Annotated in this window: 18 protein-coding genes and 1 pseudogene; 11 read left to right on the plus strand and 8 right to left on the minus strand. The window is 72.7% G+C overall.

Annotation, left to right across the window (positions count from 1 at the left end; all coding sequences use genetic code 11):
• Nucleotides 1-9: 9 nt before the first annotated feature.
• Nucleotides 10-570, minus strand: a pseudogene (gene cobU, locus ACH5AR_RS14585) (bifunctional adenosylcobinamide kinase/adenosylcobinamide-phosphate guanylyltransferase); the annotation flags it as partial.
• A gap of 123 nt (nt 571-693) precedes the next feature.
• Between cobU and ACH5AR_RS14590 the strand changes: the two are divergent.
• On the plus strand, nt 694-894 hold the full coding sequence (locus ACH5AR_RS14590) for a hypothetical protein (RefSeq protein WP_396301739.1): 201 nt from the start codon (nt 694-696) through the stop codon (nt 892-894).
• 19 nt (nt 895-913) lie between these two features.
• Here the strand turns inward: ACH5AR_RS14590 and ACH5AR_RS14595 are convergent, their stop codons facing one another.
• Both ACH5AR_RS14595 and ACH5AR_RS14600 read right to left on the minus strand, forming a co-directional pair.
• Nucleotides 914-1,636 carry a class I SAM-dependent methyltransferase gene (locus ACH5AR_RS14595; protein ID WP_396301958.1) on the minus strand — a complete coding sequence of 241 codons (723 nt, stop codon included), beginning with the start codon at nt 1,634-1,636 and terminating at the stop codon, nt 914-916.
• Nucleotides 1,637-1,824: 188 nt separating this feature from the next.
• Nucleotides 1,825-2,424 carry a DUF3043 domain-containing protein gene (locus ACH5AR_RS14600; RefSeq protein ID WP_396301740.1) on the minus strand — a complete coding sequence of 200 codons (600 nt, stop codon included), beginning with the start codon at nt 2,422-2,424 and terminating at the stop codon, nt 1,825-1,827.
• Nucleotides 2,425-2,725: 301 nt separating this feature from the next.
• On the opposite strand from ACH5AR_RS14600, the gene ACH5AR_RS14605 reads away from it, so the two are divergent.
• Together ACH5AR_RS14605 and ACH5AR_RS14610 are read left to right on the plus strand one after the other, a co-directional pair.
• On the plus strand, nt 2,726-3,532 hold the full coding sequence (locus tag ACH5AR_RS14605) for a PspA/IM30 family protein (RefSeq protein WP_380696256.1): 807 nt from the start codon (nt 2,726-2,728) through the stop codon (nt 3,530-3,532).
• Nucleotides 3,533-3,569: 37 nt separating this feature from the next.
• Nucleotides 3,570-3,863 carry a hypothetical protein gene (locus ACH5AR_RS14610; RefSeq protein WP_396301741.1) on the plus strand — a complete coding sequence of 98 codons (294 nt, stop codon included), beginning with the start codon at nt 3,570-3,572 and terminating at the stop codon, nt 3,861-3,863.
• Between the two features lie 92 nt (nt 3,864-3,955).
• Here ACH5AR_RS14610 and nadA read toward each other — a convergent pair whose 3' ends face one another.
• The gene (nadA, locus tag ACH5AR_RS14615; protein WP_396301742.1) at nt 3,956-5,140 is read right to left on the minus strand and encodes a quinolinate synthase NadA; all 1,185 of its coding nucleotides are present in this window, start codon (nt 5,138-5,140) and stop codon (nt 3,956-3,958) included.
• 191 nt (nt 5,141-5,331) lie between these two features.
• On the opposite strand from nadA, the gene ACH5AR_RS14620 reads away from it, so the two are divergent.
• The 3 genes from ACH5AR_RS14620 to ACH5AR_RS14630 all read left to right on the plus strand — a co-directional run bounded on the left by ACH5AR_RS14620 (nt 5,332) and on the right by ACH5AR_RS14630 (nt 8,419).
• Nucleotides 5,332-6,255: an NADP-dependent oxidoreductase gene (locus tag ACH5AR_RS14620; RefSeq protein ID WP_396301743.1), complete on the plus strand. Its 924-nt coding sequence runs from the start codon at nt 5,332-5,334 to the stop codon at nt 6,253-6,255.
• A 145-nt stretch (nt 6,256-6,400) separates the two neighbouring features.
• Nucleotides 6,401-6,865 carry an Lrp/AsnC family transcriptional regulator gene (locus tag ACH5AR_RS14625; protein ID WP_049651848.1) on the plus strand — a complete coding sequence of 155 codons (465 nt, stop codon included), beginning with the start codon at nt 6,401-6,403 and terminating at the stop codon, nt 6,863-6,865.
• A gap of 186 nt (nt 6,866-7,051) precedes the next feature.
• Entirely contained in the window at nt 7,052-8,419 is a 1,368-nt protein-coding gene (locus tag ACH5AR_RS14630) for a pyridoxal phosphate-dependent decarboxylase family protein (RefSeq protein WP_396301744.1), read from the plus strand.
• Between the two features lie 49 nt (nt 8,420-8,468).
• Here ACH5AR_RS14630 and ACH5AR_RS14635 read toward each other — a convergent pair whose 3' ends face one another.
• Nucleotides 8,469-9,344, minus strand: a complete 876-nt coding sequence (locus ACH5AR_RS14635) for a GNAT family N-acetyltransferase (protein WP_396301745.1) — start codon at nt 9,342-9,344, stop codon at nt 8,469-8,471.
• 245 nt (nt 9,345-9,589) lie between these two features.
• Between ACH5AR_RS14635 and erpA the strand changes: the two genes are divergently transcribed.
• On the plus strand, nt 9,590-9,943 hold the full coding sequence (erpA, locus tag ACH5AR_RS14640; protein ID WP_030061066.1) for an iron-sulfur cluster insertion protein ErpA: 354 nt from the start codon (nt 9,590-9,592) through the stop codon (nt 9,941-9,943).
• A 66-nt stretch (nt 9,944-10,009) separates the two neighbouring features.
• On the opposite strand, the gene ACH5AR_RS14645 is transcribed toward erpA, so the two are convergent.
• Complete coding sequence (locus ACH5AR_RS14645) at nt 10,010-10,672, minus strand: hypothetical protein (RefSeq protein WP_396301746.1); 663 nt, start codon at nt 10,670-10,672, stop codon at nt 10,010-10,012.
• 115 nt (nt 10,673-10,787) lie between these two features.
• Nucleotides 10,788-10,994 carry a hypothetical protein gene (locus ACH5AR_RS14650; RefSeq protein ID WP_396301747.1) on the minus strand — a complete coding sequence of 69 codons (207 nt, stop codon included), beginning with the start codon at nt 10,992-10,994 and terminating at the stop codon, nt 10,788-10,790.
• Nucleotides 10,995-11,266: 272 nt separating this feature from the next.
• Between ACH5AR_RS14650 and ACH5AR_RS14655 the strand changes: the two genes are divergently transcribed.
• Complete coding sequence (locus ACH5AR_RS14655) at nt 11,267-12,244, plus strand: carbohydrate kinase family protein (RefSeq protein ID WP_396301748.1); 978 nt, start codon at nt 11,267-11,269, stop codon at nt 12,242-12,244.
• A gap of 10 nt (nt 12,245-12,254) precedes the next feature.
• Here ACH5AR_RS14655 and ACH5AR_RS14660 read toward each other — a convergent pair whose 3' ends face one another.
• Entirely contained in the window at nt 12,255-13,649 is a 1,395-nt protein-coding gene (locus ACH5AR_RS14660) for a cysteine desulfurase/sulfurtransferase TusA family protein (protein WP_396301749.1), read from the minus strand.
• Nucleotides 13,650-14,019: 370 nt separating this feature from the next.
• On the opposite strand from ACH5AR_RS14660, the gene coxB reads away from it, so the two are divergent.
• The 3 genes from coxB to ACH5AR_RS14675 are packed head-to-tail and all read left to right on the plus strand — an operon-like array spanning nt 14,020 to nt 17,062.
• Nucleotides 14,020-14,874 (plus strand): cytochrome c oxidase subunit II, encoded by an 855-nt coding sequence (coxB, locus tag ACH5AR_RS14665; protein ID WP_396301750.1) that lies wholly within the window; start codon nt 14,020-14,022, stop codon nt 14,872-14,874.
• Nucleotides 14,871-16,646, plus strand: a complete 1,776-nt coding sequence (ctaD, locus tag ACH5AR_RS14670) for a cytochrome c oxidase subunit I (RefSeq protein WP_396301751.1) — start codon at nt 14,871-14,873, stop codon at nt 16,644-16,646. Before coxB ends, ctaD begins: the two co-directional genes overlap by 4 nt.
• The gene (locus ACH5AR_RS14675; protein WP_396301752.1) at nt 16,646-17,062 is read left to right on the plus strand and encodes a cytochrome c oxidase subunit 4; all 417 of its coding nucleotides are present in this window, start codon (nt 16,646-16,648) and stop codon (nt 17,060-17,062) included. Before ctaD ends, ACH5AR_RS14675 begins: the two co-directional genes overlap by 1 nt.
• Nucleotides 17,063-17,214 lie beyond the last annotated feature (152 nt).

Here is a 17,214-nt window from a genome sequence, read left to right on the forward strand (position 1 = left end):
CGCGGGTGTTCAGCCGACGGCTGGCTTGACGGTCAGCGCCTGCCCGGCCACCACCAGCACCACCCGCTCCGAGGCGTCCGCCACGGCCATGTTGAGGCGGCCGAGGGTGTCGCGGAAGCGGCGGCCCGCGGCGGTGGCGGGGACGACGCCCATGCCGACCTCGTTGCTCACCGCGACGGCGGTCCGCCCGGTGGCCGCCCAGGCCCGCGCCAGCGCCTCGCAGCGGTCCTGCACGGCGGCCTCGCCGCCGTCCGCCCAGCGGGCGTCGTCCCAGGCGCCGCACTCGTCCATCACGGCGGTCAGCCACAGCGCGAGGCAGTCGATCAGCACCGGTGCCGGGTCGGTCCGGTCGGCCAGCACGGCCTCCAGGTCGCAGGTCTCCGCGGTGCGCCAGCCCGCCGGCCGGCGCTCCCGGTGCAGCGCGACCCGCTGGGCCCACTCGGCGTCCCCGTCCCGGGTGCCGCCGGTGGCCACGTACAGGACGTCGGGGTGGCCGGCGAGCAGCTGCTCGGCGCGGGTGGACTTGCCGGAGCGGGCGCCGCCGAGCAGCAGCGTGCGGGGCAGCGGGGGACGGGTGGGCTCGGATCGGGTCGCCATGGCGCCCATCCTGCCGGACGAGGCATACGGAAGATCCGGCCGGGCAGGCTATGGTGCGCAGCAACACAGGCAGCGTGGTCAGTGGGAGGAGCCGGCATGGTCTGGACGTGGCGGTACGAGAAGGCGGACGGCAGCGCGGTGACGCCCGACGGGCCCCGGGAGGAGTTCGCCGGCCAGGGGGACGCCGAGACCTGGATCGGGGAGACCTGGAAGCAGCTCGCGGAGGACGGCGTGGACACCGCGGTGCTGCTGGAGGACGACCGCGTCGTCTACGCGATGAGCCTGAACGAGGAGTAGCCGGGCCGGGGCGGAGCGGCTACTTCGCCCCGATCACGTGCAGCAGCGCGGCGACCTGCCGGTACGGGTCGGTGCGGCCGGCCCGGTCCTCGGCTTCCAGGAGCTGGGCCAGCTGCCGGCCGTCCACCGGCGGGGCCGCGTCGTTCGCGGCGCTGTCGGTGAAGACCCGCACGCCGTACCAGTGCCGCAGCGGCACCGACACCTCGGAGAGGGTGACGGTGAGGTCGGAGAGCCGGTCGGCCCGTGCGGCCAGTCCGAACCGGTTGTAGTACCGGTCGCTCTCGAAGGCGTGCAGGGCGGCCCGCCAGTCCCCGGCGGCGGCCGGCCGCAGGGCGAGCGCGTCGCGGTTGCGGACCAGCAGCGAGAGCAGTCCGCCGGGCGCCAGCAGCCGGGCCAGCGAGGCGATCATCGGGTCCGGGTCGGGCAGGTGCATCAGCACGCCGTGGCAGACCACCACGTCGAAGCTGCGCGGGCCGAACCAGCGCCCGCACTGGTGGCCGTCGCCGCTGAGCAGCTGCATCCGGCCGCGGACCTCCGGCGGCTCCTCGGCGAGCGCCGCCTGGGCGACGCCGAGCGCGACCGGGTCCGAGTCGATCCCGGTGACGTAGTGGCCGGCCCGGGCCAGCCGCAGGGCCTGGGTGCCCTGGCCGCAGCCGATGTCGAGGACGCGCTGCGCGCTGCGGCCGGCCAGCTGCTCGGCGAGCTGGCGGGCGACGAGCTCGTGGCGGACGAAGTCGCGCAGCCCGCCGTGCCGGGTGGGCCAGGCGCCGGTGAAGGAGCCGCTGCGCGAGGGCAGCCGGCGCTCCTGGGCGAGGCGGTCGTGGCCGCCGTCGCCCTGGCCCGGCAGGGCGCCCCCCTGCCCGGGCACGGCGTAGAGGCCGGGCCCCTCCCAGGACGGCGGGGCCCAGCCGGAGTCGACCGGTTCGGCGGTCAGGGCTTCTCCCCGCGCCGCACCTGCGGCTTGGGCAGGCGCAGCCGGCGCATCTGGAGGGTGCGCATGATGCCGTACGCGACGGCGCCGCGGGTGTTCTGCCCGGCGAAGCGCTCGGCCAGCTGCTTGCGCAGGCCGAGGCCGAGGCGGACGAAGTCCAGGACCACGAACCCGAAGAACAGCAGGAACAGCAGGGTGGACAGCAGCTGGATCGCCGGCACCTTGACGATGCTGAGCACCAGGATGACGACGGCGGCCGGGAGGAAGAACTCGGCGAGCGACCAGCGGGAGTCCACGTAGTCGCGGGCGAACTTGCGCACCGGGCCCTTGTCACGGGCCGGCAGGTGGCGCTCGTCGCCGTTCATCAGCGCCTGGCGCTGCTTCTCGCGCTCGGCGCGCATCCGCTCGCGGCCCTGGCGGGCGGCCTCCTTGCGGTCCTTGGGCACGGTCACCCGGGTACGCCGGTTGGCCTCGGCCTCACTGCGCTTGGGGGTGGGGCGGCCCTTCTTGGCCTGCGGATCGCGGGCCTGGGTCGTCTCGTCCTGCTTCTCCAGCACGGTGGCGGAGGCGGCGGCATCATCTGAACGGCGTCGGAACACACCACCAGCCTACGGGGTGCGACGCGGCTTCCAGCGGTGCCCCGGGAACCGAACGCATATCGATACCACCGGGTCGCCGTCCGGAGCGGGTCTTCCGGGGCCTTCCCGTAGGGGATCACTCGGATGGAGGATGGGAGGTACGAGGGACGGATCCACCCGGGGGAGGAGGAAACGCCCCTGGTCGCTGTAGCAGTCTTGTTGCAGGCAGGTGCACTGCGGCGACGGGCTCGCTGCACATACACTCGTCGTGTCTGGTAACGAGATAGAGACCGCAGGCCGGAGAAGGGGGCACCCGAGGCCCATGAGCGACGGAATCATGAAGCGTATGGGGCTGATCTTCCGCTCCAAGGCGAACAAGGCCTTGGACCGGGCGGAGGATCCGCGTGAGACGCTCGACTACTCGTACCAGAAGCAGCTCGAACTGCTGCAGAAGGTACGGCGGGGTGTCGCGGACGTCGCGACCTCGCGCAAGCGGCTCGAGCTCCAGCTGACCCAGCTCCAGCAGCAGTCGGCGAAGTACGAGGACCAGGGCCGCAAGGCGCTGTCGCTCGGCCGCGAGGACCTCGCCCGCGAGGCGCTGACGCGCAAGGCCAACATGCAGTCGCAGATCACCGACCTGGAGACGCAGTACCAGCAGCTCCAGGCCGAGGAGGAGAAGCTCACCCTCGCCTCCCAGCGACTTCAGGCCAAGGTGGACGCCTTCCGTACGAAGAAGGAGACCATCAAGGCGACGTACACGGCCGCCCAGGCGCAGACCCGCATCGCCGAGTCCTTCTCCGGGATCTCGGAGGAGATGGGCGACGTCGGCCTGGCGATCCAGCGCGCCGAGGACAAGACCGCCCAGATGCAGGCCCGGGCCGGCGCGATCGACGAGCTGCTCGCCTCCGGCGCGCTCGACGACGCGAGCGGGCTCGGCCGCAAGGACGACATCGAGGCCGAGCTGGAGCGCGTGGCCGGCGGTTCGGACGTCGAGCTGGAGCTGGCCCGGATGAAGGCGGAGCTGTCCGGCCCGTCCTCCTCCGGCCCGGCCGCGATCGAGCAGGGCCAACCGCAGCAGCAGCCCCAGCAGCAGCCGCAGGACACGCCCCGCATCAACTACAACAAGTGATCTGAGCTCGACCCCACGAACCAGGGAGACGCACGGCATGATCATGAGGGTCATGGGTGAAGGGCAGTACGAGGTGGGCGAGAGCCACCTGAACCTGCTCAACGGGCTCGACGCCGAGCTCGTCACCGCGGTGGAGTCGGGGGACGAGACGCTCTTCCGCCAGGCCTACGGCAAGCTCATCGACGCGGTGAAGCAGTACGGCACCCCGGTGCCGCTGGACTCGCTGGAGCCGTCCGAGCTGATCCTGCCGAGCGCTGACGCGACGATCGACGAGGTCCGCGAGCTGCTGATGGCCGACGGCGAGGGCGTGATCCCGGGGTTCCCCGAGTAGTAGCGGTCCCGCGTGCGCGGCCGTGCCTTGCTGCCAGACGAAAGGGCGGGCCCCCTCCGGTGGGAGGGGGCCCGCCCTTCGCCGTCGGCCCGTTACGGCAGGGCCAGCATCCGGTCCAGCGCCGCCTTGGCGTGCTTCTCGGTCTCCGGGTCGACGGTGATCACGTTCGGCACCCGGCCCTCGACCAGGGACTCCAGTGCCCAGACCAGGTGCGGCAGGTCGATCCGGTTCATGGTCGAGCAGAAGCAGACCGTCCGGTCCAGGAAGACGATCTCCTTGTCCGGGTGGGCCTTGGCCAGCCGGCGGACCAGGTTCAGCTCGGTGCCGATGGCCCACTTGGAGCCGGGCTCGGCGGCGTCCAGCGCCTTGATGATGAACTCGGTCGAGCCCACCAGGTCGGCGGCCGCGACGACCTCGTGCCGGCACTCGGGGTGCACCAGGACGGTGACGCCGGGGATCCGCTCGCGGACGTCGTTCACCGAGTCCAGGCTGAACCGGCCGTGCACCGAGCAGTGGCCGCGCCAGAGGATCATCTTCGCGTCGCGCAGCTGCTCGGCGGTCAGGCCGCCGTTCGGCTTGTGCGGGTTGTAGAGCACGCAGTCGTCCGGCGAGAAGCCCATGTCCCGGACGGCGGTGTTGCGGCCGAGGTGCTGGTCGGGCAGGAACAGCACCTTCCGGCCCTGCTCGAAGGCCCACTCCAGGGCGCGCTTGGCGTTGGAGGAGGTGCAGATCAGGCCGCCGTGCCTGCCGGTGAAGGCCTTGATGTCGGCGGAGGAGTTCATGTACGAGACCGGGACGGTCACGTCGGCTATGCCGGCGTCGGTCAGCACGTCCCAGCACTCGGCGACCTGCTCGGCGGTGGCCATGTCGGCCATCGAGCAGCCGGCCGCGAGGTCCGGCAGGACGACCTGCTGGCGGTCGCTGGTGAGGATGTCCGCGGACTCGGCCATGAAGTGCACGCCGCAGAAGACGATGTACTCGGCCTCGGGGCGGGCCGCCGCGTCGCGGGCGAGCTTGAAGGAGTCGCCGGTGACGTCGGCGAACTCGATCACCTCGTCGCGCTGGTAGTGGTGGCCGAGGATGAAGACGCGGTCGCCGAGCGCGGCCTTGGCCGCGCGGGCGCGCTCGACGAGGTTCGGGTCGGAGGCCGGGGGGAGGTCACCGGGGCATTCGACGCCGCGCTCGCTGTTCGGGTCGGCCTCCCGGCCGAGCAGCAGCAGAGCGAGCGGCGTCGGGGTGGGGTCGACGCCGTGGGTCTCGGTGATGGTGGTGGTCACGGGCGGGTGCCCTTCTGTGCGGCCGAGCTAGCGGTGGGGCCTTTTCGTCTAACTGACGCTATCTATTCTAACCGCTTAGCGTCAGAGTGACGATGGCCATCCTGTCGATGTGACGAGAACCGCTCGCCAGAAAGGATGCTTCCTCCCGTGGCCGAATCGGTATGCCGGGGCCCGCGGGTATGTCTGCACCCATGAAGGCAATCGCGATCAACCGCTACGGCGGCCCCGAGGTGGTCGAGTACACCGACCGGCCCGACCCCAAGGTCGGACCGGACTCCGTCCTGGTCGAGGTCCGGGCCGCCGGGGTGAACCCGGTGGACTGGAAGATCCGGGAGGGCGCCCTGGACGGCCTCCTCGACGTGCACTTCCCCCTGGTCATGGGCTGGGACCTGGCCGGCGTGGTCCGCGCGGTCGGCGGCGGGGTCACCGAGTTCGCCCCGGGCGACGAGGTGTACGGCTACGTCCGCAAGGACGCCGTCGAGCACGGCACCTACGCCGAGCTGGTCTCCGCCCCGGTCCGCACCCTCGCCCGCCGGCCGGCCGCGCTGGACTGGGCGCAGTGCGGCGGCCTGCCGCTGGCCGGGCTCACCGCGCTGCAGGCCCTGCGGGCGCTGCGGCCGGCCGAGGGCGAGACCGTCCTGGTGCACGCCGCCGCGGGCGGGGTGGGCCACCTCGCGGTGCAACTGGCCCGGGCCCGCGGCGCCCGGGTGATCGGCACCGCGGCCGAGCGCAACCACGACTTCCTGCGCGGCCTCGGCGCCGAGCCGGTGGTGTACGGCGAGGGCCTGGCCGACCGGGTCCGCGCGCTGGCCCCCGACGGGGTGGACGCGGCCCTGGACCTGGTCGGCCACGGCGCCGTCCAGGTCTCGGCCGCCCTGGTCGCGGACCCGGGCCGGATCGCCTCCGTCACCGACTACGGGGTCAGGGCGCTCGGCGGCCGGTACGTCTGGGTCCGCCCGGACGCCGCGGACCTCGCCGAGCTGGCCGCGCTCGCCGACGACGGCCGGCTGACCGTCACCGTCGCCTCCACCTTCCCCCTGGCCCAGGCCGCCTCCGCCCAGGCGCTCAGCGCCGAGGGCCGCACCCGGGGGAAGATCGTGCTGCTCGTCCCGTGACGGCCGCCGGCGGGTCGTCCGTCGGCGGTGAACTCGTCCAGGCCATCCGCCAGAATGGTGACGAACCGTTTCGGCAGCGGGCGCCCGCCGCCCGCCGCCGGAGCACCCCCGCCGAACCCCGTACGACCCGTGGAGCCCCGCACCCATGACCAGCAGCCGAGCGCACGAGGTGGTCGGGGCCGACCTGGACGAGACCGACCGGCTCCTGCTCGCCCGGCTCGGCAGCGACGGCCGCGCCTCGTACGCCGAGATCGGCCTCCAGGTGAACCTCTCCGCCACCGCCGTGCGCCGGCGGATCGACCGGCTGCGGGCACGCGGCGTGGTGCGGGGCTTCACCGTGGTGCTCGACCCGTCCGTGCTGGGCTGGCAGACCGAGGCCTTCGTCGAGGTCTACTGCCGCGAGCGCACCGCCCCCGAGGAGATCCTCGCCAGCCTGCGGCAGTTCCCCGAGGTGGTCGCCGCCTGGACGGTCACCGGCGACCCGGACGCCCTGGTGCACCTGCGGGCCGCCGACATGCGCCACCTGGAGGCCGTGATCGAACGCATCCGGCGCGAGCCCGGGGTGCAGCGCAGCCGCTCCTCGGTGGTGCTCTCCCAGCTCATCGGCTGACTCCCGCCACCGGCACGCAGGAATCCTGCGCGGACCGGCCCGAAGACGCCGGAAACCTGCCTGACCAGCCGCGTTCCGACGCGCGGCAGGTGCCCCGCGCTGCCTACGCTGATCACGTCCGGCCGTCGCGGTGGAGCGTCCCGCCGACCGGGCGCCCCCCGACACCCCACGCCGAGAGGGACCGCCGTGTCCGCAGCACCCGACCGCATGCACCGGCCCGACAACGACCTGGTCGACCTGGTTTTCGACTACATGCGGGAGCGGCTGCAGTACGACCCCGTCCCGCTCGACCACCCCGGTGACGGCGAGCACCTGCGCGCCCAGCTGGCCGGCCTGCTGAACCAGGACGGCAACGACCCGGCCGACGTGCTCAAGCTGTACGACCACGAGCTGTCCCGGGCGGTCATCTCCGCCGACAGCCCCCGCTACCTGTCCTTCATCCCGTGCGCCCCGACCAAGGCCGCGCTGCTGTTCGACATGGTCGTCTCCTGCGCCTCCCTCCAGGGCATCTCCTGGCTGGAGGCGGCCGGCGCGATCGCCGCCGAGAACCAGGTGCTGCGCCTGATCGCCGACCGCGCGGGCCTGCCCCAGTCGGCCGGCGGCACCTTCGTCTCCGGCGGCTCGGCGGGCAACCTCTCCGCCCTGGTGGTCGCCCGCGACACCGCCCGCCGCCGACTGGGCGTCGGGCCCGAGGCGCGGCTGCGGATCGCCGTCGCCGACCAGGTGCACTCCTCGGTCAAGAACACCTTCAACATCATCGGCGTCGAGGCGTTCAAGGTCCCGACCGTGAACCGCCGCTTCACCGGCGAGGCGCTGCGCGCCGCCCTGGCCGCCGACCCGGACCCGGAGACGGTGATCGCCGTCGTCGGAACCGCCGGCACCACCAACGAGGGCATCGTCGACGACCTCGCCGGCCTGGCCGAGGTCGCCCGCGAGCGCGACCTCTGGTTCCACGTGGACGGCGCCTACGGCGGCGCGGGCCTGTTCGCCCCCTCGGTGCGCGAGCGCTACAACGGCATCGAGCACGCCGACTCCTTCGTGGTCGACCCGCACAAGTGGCTGTTCGCCCCCTTCGACTGCGCCGCGCTGATCTACCGCAACCCGCAGCTGGCCCGCGCCGTGCACACCCAGGACGCCTCCTACCTGGACGTCCTGCACACCGAGGGCGACGAGTGGAACCCCACCGACTACGCCTACCACCTGACCCGGCGCGCCCGCGGCCTGCCGCTCTGGTTCTCCCTCGCCGTCCACGGCGTCCAGGCCTACACCGACGCCATCGAGGCCGGCCTCACCCTGGCCCGGGAGACCGCCCGGCTGATCCGCGAGAGCGAGCACCTGGAGCTGCTGTTCGACCCGCAGCTCTCGGCCGTCTGCTTCAAGCGCAAGGGCTGGACCAACGACGACTACTACCGCTGGTCGCAGCAGCTGCTGGCGGACCAGATCGGCTTCGTCACCCCCACCGGCTGGGACGGCGAGACGGTCGCCCGCTTCGCCTTCCTGCACCCGGGCACCACCCTGGAGATGGTCCGGGAGATCCTGGACACCATGGTCTGACGCCCCGCGCACGGCCCCGTCGGAGCTCCGACGGGGCCGTGGCGCGCGCCTACAGGAACGCCCCGCTCGGCAGGTACGGCGCGGGCGGCCGCATCCCGCGCACCCCGACGAAGCCGCCGGCCCGCGGCGTCAGCCCGACCTCCAGCCCGACGTCCAGCGCCCACTCCTGCTCCGCGGTCAGGTACTCGACCCGGGCCTCGGCGCCGTCCGGCACCCGGGCCAGCGCCTCGCGCAGCAGCCGGGCCGCGATCCGCTTGCTGGTGGCCGCGAGCAGCCGCACCACGCCGCCGTCCCGGTAGCAGTAGCCGCTGCCGGCCAGTGCGTCGGCGATCAGCAGCTCCTCGAAGTGGCCCAGCATCAGCTCGTGGTCCGGCCCGTGCGCCGAGCCGCGCAGCCGCCGGTCCACCGAGTCCAGCAGGTGCAGGTGGGTGGCGTTGCCGCGGTGCACCGGGATGTCCCCCGGGTCGAGCAGCCCGTCCCGGTCCACCCGGCCGGTCAGCCGCATCGCCGGGTGCAGGGTGAACCCGGCCAGCCGGTAGCGGCGGGCCGCCGCCGGGGAGTCCGCGCTGCAGACCATCCCGCGCAGGCAGCCCCGGGAGTGCGCGGCCGCCCGCTCCAGCAGCAGCCGCCCGACGCCCTTGCCCTGGGCGGACGGCCGGACGGCGAGCAGGGAGGGCGCCCACAGGCCCTCCCGGCGGATCGACAGCACCGCCCCGACCGCCTCGCCGCCGCTCTCGGCCAGCCAGCAGCCGCCCGGGTCGGTGCGCGCCAGGTGCCTGGTCCGGGCCAGCCGCAGCGGGCCCGGCCGCGTCGCCGCCCCGGCAGCCGGGGCGGCGGCCGGCGAGGCGTCGGCGAACGCCGCTTCGGACAGCTCCCGGACGACCTCCGCGTCCGCGGCGGTGTCCCTGACCGGGCGAAGGATCATGAGGACCATCCTGGCCTCCCGGGCGCCGCCGCGGGGCCGGTTCAGCCGGATCCACGTCCCGGGCGGTGACCCGCCCGCCGGGGGTGTGCGAGCATGGGGACCGTAGGGGACGCGGGTGGCACACCCGGCCCACGGATACTCCGCCGCGAACAGGCCGTAGAAATCCATCGCCGCCCGGGAAATGAAACCGGACGGCCGTTGGTTGGCACTGGCGGCAGACCGTCGTCAAGACCGGGAGAAAGCAGATGACCGTCCAGGACGAGACCACCGTCGAGAGTGGCATCCTCCTTACCGATGCCGCCGCGGCCAAGGTCAAGGCCCTGCTGGAGCAGGAAGGCCGCGAGGACCTCGCGCTGCGCGTCGCCGTCCAGCCCGGCGGCTGCTCCGGCCTGCGTTACCAGCTGTTCTTCGACGAGCGCTCGCTCGACGGTGACGTGATCAAGGACTTCGGCGGTGTCAAGGTCGTCACCGACCGGATGAGCGCCCCGTACCTGGGCGGCGCCACCGTCGACTTCGTCGACACCATCGAGAAGCAGGGCTTCACCATCGACAACCCGAACGCCACCGGCTCCTGCGCCTGCGGCGACTCGTTCAGCTAGGCCCGCTGCGGAAGGCGGCCCCGGGTGCTCCCGGGGCCGCCTTTTCCGTTTCCCGCCCGTCGGCGCCTACTTCCCGGCGACGTCCGGGGAGACCGGGTCCGGCCCGATCCGCGGGTCGCCCTCCAGCGGCACCTCCTGGCCGCTCGTCCGGTCCACCACCGTCCGCCCGGCCAGCGGCGCGCGCAGGTCGGCCGAGACCGACTGCCGCTTGGCCAGCGCGTTGCAGACCTGGCCCGGCTGGACGGTCGGCGGGCCCGGCACGATCAGGACGTCCACCCGGCCCGGCTGCGACTCGTCCGCCTTCAGCGCGTACGAGGTGCAGACCCCGCCGAAGAAGTAGACGGTCAGCTTGGTGGTGCCGTCCACCCGGTAGCCGACCGTCGGCCGGGCCGGCGCACCCGAGCCGTTCGGGTCCGGCTCGCCCACCGCGATCCCGTTGCCCGGGGGAGTGGCCGGCGCCGGCTGCCCGGGCGCGGGCGAGGCCGGGGTGGGGGTGAAACCGGTCGGCGGCTGGGCCGGCTGCGCGCTCCCGGGGGAGCCGCTCCCGGTCGGGGCGGCCGGGGACGGGCTCGCGGGGGCCGTCGTCCCCGGGGTGCCGCTCGCCGCCGCGTCCGAGGCGGGCTTGGCGCCCCCGCTGCCGCAGCCGGCCAGGGTCACCGCCGCCGCCAGTGCCAGACCCGCCAGGGCCACCGTCCGCCGACCGCGCCGGGGCGTCGTCTCCAGATCCATCTGCCCATCCTCCCGAGGGTTCAGCGGGGCCGCCTCCTCGCCGCTCCGCGCGGATCCGACGCGCTCCGGCCGGATCCGGTTCCCCACCCCTTCCGGGATCGGCCCCGGCGCGGGCTCAGAAGCCGTACTCGGCCATCCCGGCGACCACCCGCCGCGCCCCGGAGGAGACCCGGACGCCGGTCGGCGCGGGGGCGGCCGGCTCCGGGCCGGCCGCGAGGTGCGGCCAGAACCGGCGCAGCCGCCGGGAGGAGTCGACCAGGGCGTCGAGGGTCTCGCCGTCCTCGGGCCGCAGGAGGGGCAGGGCACAGCGGTCGGTGGTCATCGGGTAGCGCTCCGATCCGGGGCCGTGGCCACGCTGCCACGGTCGACGACGGGGCCCGCACCACGGGCCCTCCAGGCCGACCCTAGGCAGGGGCCCGGCCTGCCACCAGTGCTACCGGGAGGTAGTACACGGTGGACGGCAGCGGGTGCCACCACGGCCCCCGGGGCGGCAACTTGCGGCACTCTTGCCTGGGCGCTCCCCGGGGCCGGGTACCGTGGGTGGGTTCACCCCGCCTGCCCGCTGGCCCCGCCGCCACCCTGAGGAGACCTTCCGTGCGTATCGCCGTCGCCGGCTCGATCGCCACCGACCACCTGATGACGTTCCCCGGCCGGTTCGCCGACCAGCTCGTCGCGGAGCAGCTGCACACCGTGTCGCTGTCCTTCCTGGTCGACGCCCTGGACATCCGCCGCGGCGGCGTCGCGCCGAACATCGCCTTCGGCATGGGCGTGCTCGGCCTGCACCCCGTCCTGGTCGGTGCCGCCGGCGCGGACTTCGCCGAGTACCGCAGCTGGCTGGAGCGCAACGGCGTGGACTGCGACTCCGTCCACATCTCGGAGACCCGCCACACCGCGCGCTTCATGTGCACCACGGACGAGGACCACAACCAGATCGCCTCGTTCTACACCGGTGCCATGGCGGAGGCCCGCAGCATCGAGCTGAAGCCGATCGCCGACCGCGTCGGCGGCCTGGACCTCGTCCTGATCGGCGCCGACGACCCGCAGGGCATGGTCCGCCACACCCAGGAGTGCCGCACCCGCGGCTACGCCTTCGCCGCCGACCCCTCCCAGCAGCTGGCCCGCCTGGAGGGCGACGACATCCGCGAGATCGTGGACGGCGCCGCCTACCTCTTCACCAACGAGTACGAGGCCGCGCTCATCGAGAGCAAGACCGGCTGGGACGCCGAGGAGCTGCTCACCCGCGTCGGCACCCGGGTCACCACCCTGGGCAGCAAGGGCGTCCGGATCGAGCGCAAGGGCGAGGCGCCGGTCCTGGTCGGCTGCGCCAAGGAGGAGGCCAAGGTCGACCCGACCGGCGTCGGCGACGCCTTCCGCGCGGGCTTCCTGTCCGGCCTGTCCTGGGAGCTCGACCTGGAGCGCTCCGCCCAGCTCGGCTGCATGCTCGCCACCCTGGTGATCGAGACCGTCGGCACCCAGGAGTACGAGCTGCGCCCGGCCTCCTTCCTGAAGCGCTTCGAGGAGGCCTACGGCCCCGAGGCGGCCGCCGAGGTCGGCGCGCACCTGGTCAAGTAGCCCGCCCCGGTCAGGAGCGGCGCAGCACGAGGTAGGCCGAGCCCCGGTCGCCGCCGTACGCGGCGGCCGGGGCCTCGCCCGCGTACTCCTGGCCGCGCATGTCGCACCAGGCCGGGATGTCGAGCCGGGCCGCCTCGTCGTCCGCCAGCACGGCGACGGTGCCGCCCGGCGGCACCTCGCCGATCCGCTTCGCCAGCTCGATCACCGGCAGCGGGCAGCGCTTGCCCAGGGCGTCGACCACCAGCAGCGACTCCCCGGCGGCCGGCTGCGGGGCCGGCAGGTCCAGTCCGAGCGGCGCCCGGACGCCGGCCACCACGTCCGGCAGCACCGCGAGGAAGCGCTCCACGTCGGCCTCGGCCGTCCCGTACGGCAGCGAGACCCGGACGTTCCCCTCCGTGAGCACCCCCATCGCCGCCAGCACGTGGCTGGGCGTCAGGGTGGAGGAGGTGCAGGAGGAGCCGGAGGAGACGGCGAAGCCCGCCCGGTCCAGCTCGGTCAGCAGCACCTCCCCGTCCACGTACAGGCAGGAGAAGGTGACGATGTGCGGCAGCCGCCGCACCGGGTCGCCGACCACCTCGACCTCGGGCACCAGCCGCGGCACCCGGGCGCGGATCCGCTCGACCAGAGCGTGCAGCCGGGCGTTCTCCCGCTCGGCCTCGGCCCGTACGGCGCGCAGCGAGGCGGCCGCGGCCACGACCGCCGGGACGTTGACGTAGCCGGGCACCCGGCCGCCCTCGCGCTCGTCGGCCGGCAGCGGCGAGGCGTACCGGACGCCCTTGCGCACCGCCAGCACCCCGACCCCGGGCGGGCCGCCCCACTTGTGGGCGCTCGCGGTCAGCAGCGACCAGCCCGCGGGGACGTCCAGCCGCCCGGCGCTCTGCGCCGCGTCCACCAGCAGCGGGACGCCGGCCCCGGCGCACAGTTCGGCGGCCTCGCCGACCGGCTGCACCGTCCCGACCTCGTGGTTGGCGCTCTGCACCGCGGCCAGCGCGGTGTCCGGGCGCAGCAGCGCGCCGAAGGCGGCCGGGTCGAGCCGCCCGCCGCGGTCCACCGGGGCGACCGACACCTCGCCGCCCGCGCCCTCGTGGCGCTCGGCGACGTGCAGCACGCTGGAGTGCTCCACCGCGGAGTGCACGAAGTGGGCGCCGCGCCGCCGGTTCCCGGCCAGGGCGCCGAGCAGGCCGAGCTGGACGGCCTGGGTGCCGCTGGCGGTGAAGGAGACCTCGTCCGCCCGAGCGCCCAGCACCGCGGCCACCGTCTCGCGCGCGGCGTCCAACAGCATCCGGGCCTGCCGGCCGGAGCGGTACAGCCGGGCCGGATCGGCCCAGCCCTCGTCCAGGGCGGCGGTCAGCGCCTGCCGGGCGACGGGGTGCAGGGGGGCCGTGGAGGCCGCGTCGAAGTACACGGTCACATTTAACGACACACCCGGCCCCGGGGCCCGGCCCGGCCGCGCGGCTCACCCGCCGTCAGTCGATCATCCCGAATGTCCGCTTCGTCCGCCCCCGACGGGCCGTCACGGGCGTCGTCCGAGGTCATCCCCCGATCGGGCGTACGGACCTCGAATGCCTACGATGACCTGCGGCGCAGCCCTCACCGGGCCTGATCGGGCTAGCAGGCGGCGCGTTACCGGGGGCTGCCCGTCAGGAGCGCATAAGGCTGGAGTAGGGTTTGGCCCGCATAAGCATTCAAACCGTGCCCGTGGACGGGTCGCCGGGGAGGCTCACACTCCTCCCCGGGGCGACGCGAAGGCGGGCGAGACTTCGGGAAGGCGCTACGTGAGTCCCAACGGCTCCGACCGCTCGCCGCGGCGCACGATGCGGCGGAAGCTGCCTCAGGCGCTGGCACTGGGCCTCGTCATCGCGACCGCCACCGGCTGCTCGGCCAACGACCTCCCCAGGCTTGGCCTCCCGAGCCCGGTCACCAAGGAAGGGCCCATGGTCCTCCAGATGTGGCAGGGCTCCTGGATCGCGGCGCTGGTGGTCGGCGTACTGATGTGGGGTCTGATCATCTGGAGCGTGGTCTTCCACCGGCGCAAGCGCACCGGTGTGGAGGTCCCCCCGCAGACCCGGTACAACGTGCCCATCGAGGCGCTCTACACCGCGGTCCCCATCATCATCGTCTCGGTCCTCTTCTACTTCGTCGCCCGCGACGAGGCGAAGCTGACCGCCACCTCCGAGAAGCCGCAGCACTACGTCAACGTGGTGGGCTTCCAGTGGAGCTGGGCGTTTAACTACGAGAACACCGAGACCCCCGACCCGGCCAACAAGGACGCCGCGTACGACGTCGGCACCCCCAAGGAGGTTCCGACCCTCTGGCTGCCGGTCAACGAGACGGTGCAGTTCCGTCTCACCTCGCGCGACGTCATCCACGACTTCTGGCCCGTCAACTTCATGATGAAGATGGACGTCGTGCCGGGCGTGGTGAACAAGTTCGAGGTCACGCCGACCGTCAAGGGCGAGTACATGGGCAAGTGTGCCGAGCTCTGCGGCGTCGACCACTCGCGCATGCTGTTCAACGTCAAGGTCGTCGACCGCGCCGACTACGACAAGCACCTGGCCGACCTTCGCGCCAAGGGCCAGAACGGCTGGGTGCCCTCCGGCCTCATCGGCATGGGAAGTGAAGAGAAGTGACCATCCTCAACGAGCCCGCCGCGGCCGGCGGGGGCGCCGGTGCCGTCACGGTCGGGGCGCAGCGGACCCGGAAGCCGGGTTCCACCATCATCAAGTGGTTGACCACCACTGACCACAAGACGATCGGCACCCTGTACCTGGGCACGTCGTTCGCCTTCTTCCTGATCGGTGGCATCCTCGCCCTGGTCATGCGCGCCGAGCTGGCTCGTCCCGGGACCCAGATCCTGTCGAACGAGCAGTTCAACCAGGCGTTCACCATGCACGGCACGATCATGCTGCTGATGTTCGCGACGCCGCTCTTCGCCGGCTTCGCGAACTGGATCATGCCGCTCCAGATCGGTGCCCCGGACGTGGCGTTCCCGCGTCTGAACATGTTCGCGTACTGGCTGTACCTCTTCGGTTCGACCATCGCGGTCGCGGGCTTCGTGACCCCGAACGGCGCCGCCGACTTCGGCTGGTTCGCCTACTCCCCGCTGTCCGACGCGGTGCACTCGCCCGGCGTCGGCGGCGACATGTGGATCATGGGTCTGGCCTTCTCCGGCTTCGGCACGATCCTCGGTGCGGTCAACTTCATCACCACGATCATCTGCATGCGCGCTCCGGGCATGACGATGTTCCGGATGTCGATCTTCGTCTGGAACGTGCTGCTGACCTCGGTGCTGGTCCTGCTGGCCTTCCCGGTGCTGGCCGCCGCGCTGTTCGCCCTGGAGGCGGACCGCAAGTTCGGTGCCCACGTCTTCGACCCGGCCAACGGTGGGGCGATGCTCTGGCAGCACCTGTTCTGGTTCTTCGGCCACCCCGAGGTGTACATCATCGCGCTGCCGTTCTTCGGCATCGTGTCGGAGATCATCCCGGTCTTCAGCCGCAAGCCGATGTTCGGCTACTCCGGCCTGATCGCGGCCACCATCGCGATCGCAGGCCTGTCCGTGACGGTGTGGGCGCACCACATGTACGTCACCGGACAAGTGCTGCTGCCGTTCTTCTCCTTCATGACCTTCCTGATCGCGGTCCCGACCGGTGTGAAGTTCTTCAACTGGGTCGGCACCATGTGGAAGGGCTCGCTGAGCTTCGAGACGCCGATGCTCTGGACGGTCGGCTTCCTGGTCACCTTCCTCTTCGGCGGTCTGACCGGTGTCCTGCTGGCCTCCCCGCCGATCGACTTCCACGTCTCGGACTCGTACTTCGTCGTCGCCCACTTCCACTACGTGGTCTTCGGCACCGTCGTCTTCGCGATGTTCGCCGGCTTCCACTTCTGGTGGCCGAAGATGACCGGCAAGATGCTGGACGAGCGCCTCGGCAAGATCACCTTCTGGACGCTGTTCGTCGGCTTCCACACCACCTTCCTGGTGCAGCACTGGCTCGGCGCGGAGGGCATGCCCCGCCGCTACGCCGACTACCTGGCCGCGGACGGCTTCACCACCCTGAACACCGTCTCGACCATCGGCTCCTTCGTGCTCGGCCTGTCGATCCTGCCGTTCCTCTACAACGTCTGGAAGACCGCCAAGTACGGCGAGAAGGTCGTCGTCGACGACCCGTGGGGCTTCGGCCGCTCGCTGGAGTGGGCCACCTCCTGCCCGCCGCCGCGGCACAACTTCCTCACCCTCCCGCGGATCCGCTCCGAATCCCCGGCCTTCGACCTCCACCACCCGGAGATCGCCGCGCTGGACTACCTGGAGAACCACGGTGAGCCGGCCAAGCACCTCGCCGGCGTGACCCCGGCGAAGTACGACGCCCCGAAGCTGGACAAGGGCAACAAGGAGGGCGACGCCTGATGAAGGAACAGGGAAAGATCTTCCTGGGCCTGTCGGTCTTCGTGCTGGTCATGGCCGTGACGTACGGCCTGTGGACCAACCACTCGGACCATGGCGTCGAGGCCGCCGGCACCACCGCGCTGTTCCTGGCCTTCGGCCTCTGCGCGTTCATCGGGTACTACCTCGCCTTCACCGCCCGCCGGGTGGACAGCGGCGCGGGTGACAACCCCGAGGCCGAGGTCGCCGACGACTCCGGCGAGCTGGGCTTCTTCGCCCCGCACAGCTGGCAGCCGCTCTCGCTGGCGCTCGGCGGCGCGCTCGCCTTCCTCGGCGTGATCTTCGGCTGGTGGCTGATGTTCTGGGCCGCTCCGGTCATCGCGATCGGCATCTTCGGATGGGTCTTCGAGTTCTACCGGGGCGAGAACCAGAACCAGTAGGGTTCCCCGCCTCCGGCACCAGGGCCGGTCCTCCCGCACGGGAGGGCCGGCCCTGGCGCGTTCCCGCTCGGCTGGGTCCCCGGGATGACGCCTTCACTCCGGCGGGTGAACCGGCGGTCCCTCGGATGTCGCTTCCCCCCGAGGCGTTCCTA

The organism is Kitasatospora sp. NPDC018619 (assembly GCF_044391605.1).
Classification (GTDB): domain Bacteria; phylum Actinomycetota; class Actinomycetes; order Streptomycetales; family Streptomycetaceae; genus Kitasatospora.

What these genes read in the sequence shown, in the direction of transcription:
- ACH5AR_RS14590 (WP_396301739.1), top strand. Translation starts at nt 694, where the DNA reads ATGGTCTGGACGTGGCGGTACGAGAAGGCGGACGGCAGCGCGGTGACG.
- ACH5AR_RS14605 (WP_380696256.1), top strand. Translation starts at nt 2,726, where the DNA reads ATGAGCGACGGAATCATGAAGCGTATGGGGCTGATCTTCCGCTCCAAG.
- ACH5AR_RS14610 (WP_396301741.1), top strand. Translation starts at nt 3,570, where the DNA reads ATGATCATGAGGGTCATGGGTGAAGGGCAGTACGAGGTGGGCGAGAGC.
- ACH5AR_RS14620 (WP_396301743.1), top strand. Translation starts at nt 5,332, where the DNA reads ATGAAGGCAATCGCGATCAACCGCTACGGCGGCCCCGAGGTGGTCGAG.
- ACH5AR_RS14625 (WP_049651848.1), top strand. Translation starts at nt 6,401, where the DNA reads ATGACCAGCAGCCGAGCGCACGAGGTGGTCGGGGCCGACCTGGACGAG.
- ACH5AR_RS14635 (WP_396301745.1), bottom strand. Translation starts at nt 9,344, where the DNA reads ATGATCCTTCGCCCGGTCAGGGACACCGCCGCGGACGCGGAGGTCGTC.
- erpA (WP_030061066.1), top strand. Translation starts at nt 9,590, where the DNA reads ATGACCGTCCAGGACGAGACCACCGTCGAGAGTGGCATCCTCCTTACC.
- ACH5AR_RS14645 (WP_396301746.1), bottom strand. Translation starts at nt 10,672, where the DNA reads ATGGATCTGGAGACGACGCCCCGGCGCGGTCGGCGGACGGTGGCCCTG.
- ACH5AR_RS14650 (WP_396301747.1), bottom strand. Translation starts at nt 10,994, where the DNA reads ATGACCACCGACCGCTGTGCCCTGCCCCTCCTGCGGCCCGAGGACGGC.
- ACH5AR_RS14675 (WP_396301752.1), top strand. Translation starts at nt 16,646, where the DNA reads ATGAAGGAACAGGGAAAGATCTTCCTGGGCCTGTCGGTCTTCGTGCTG.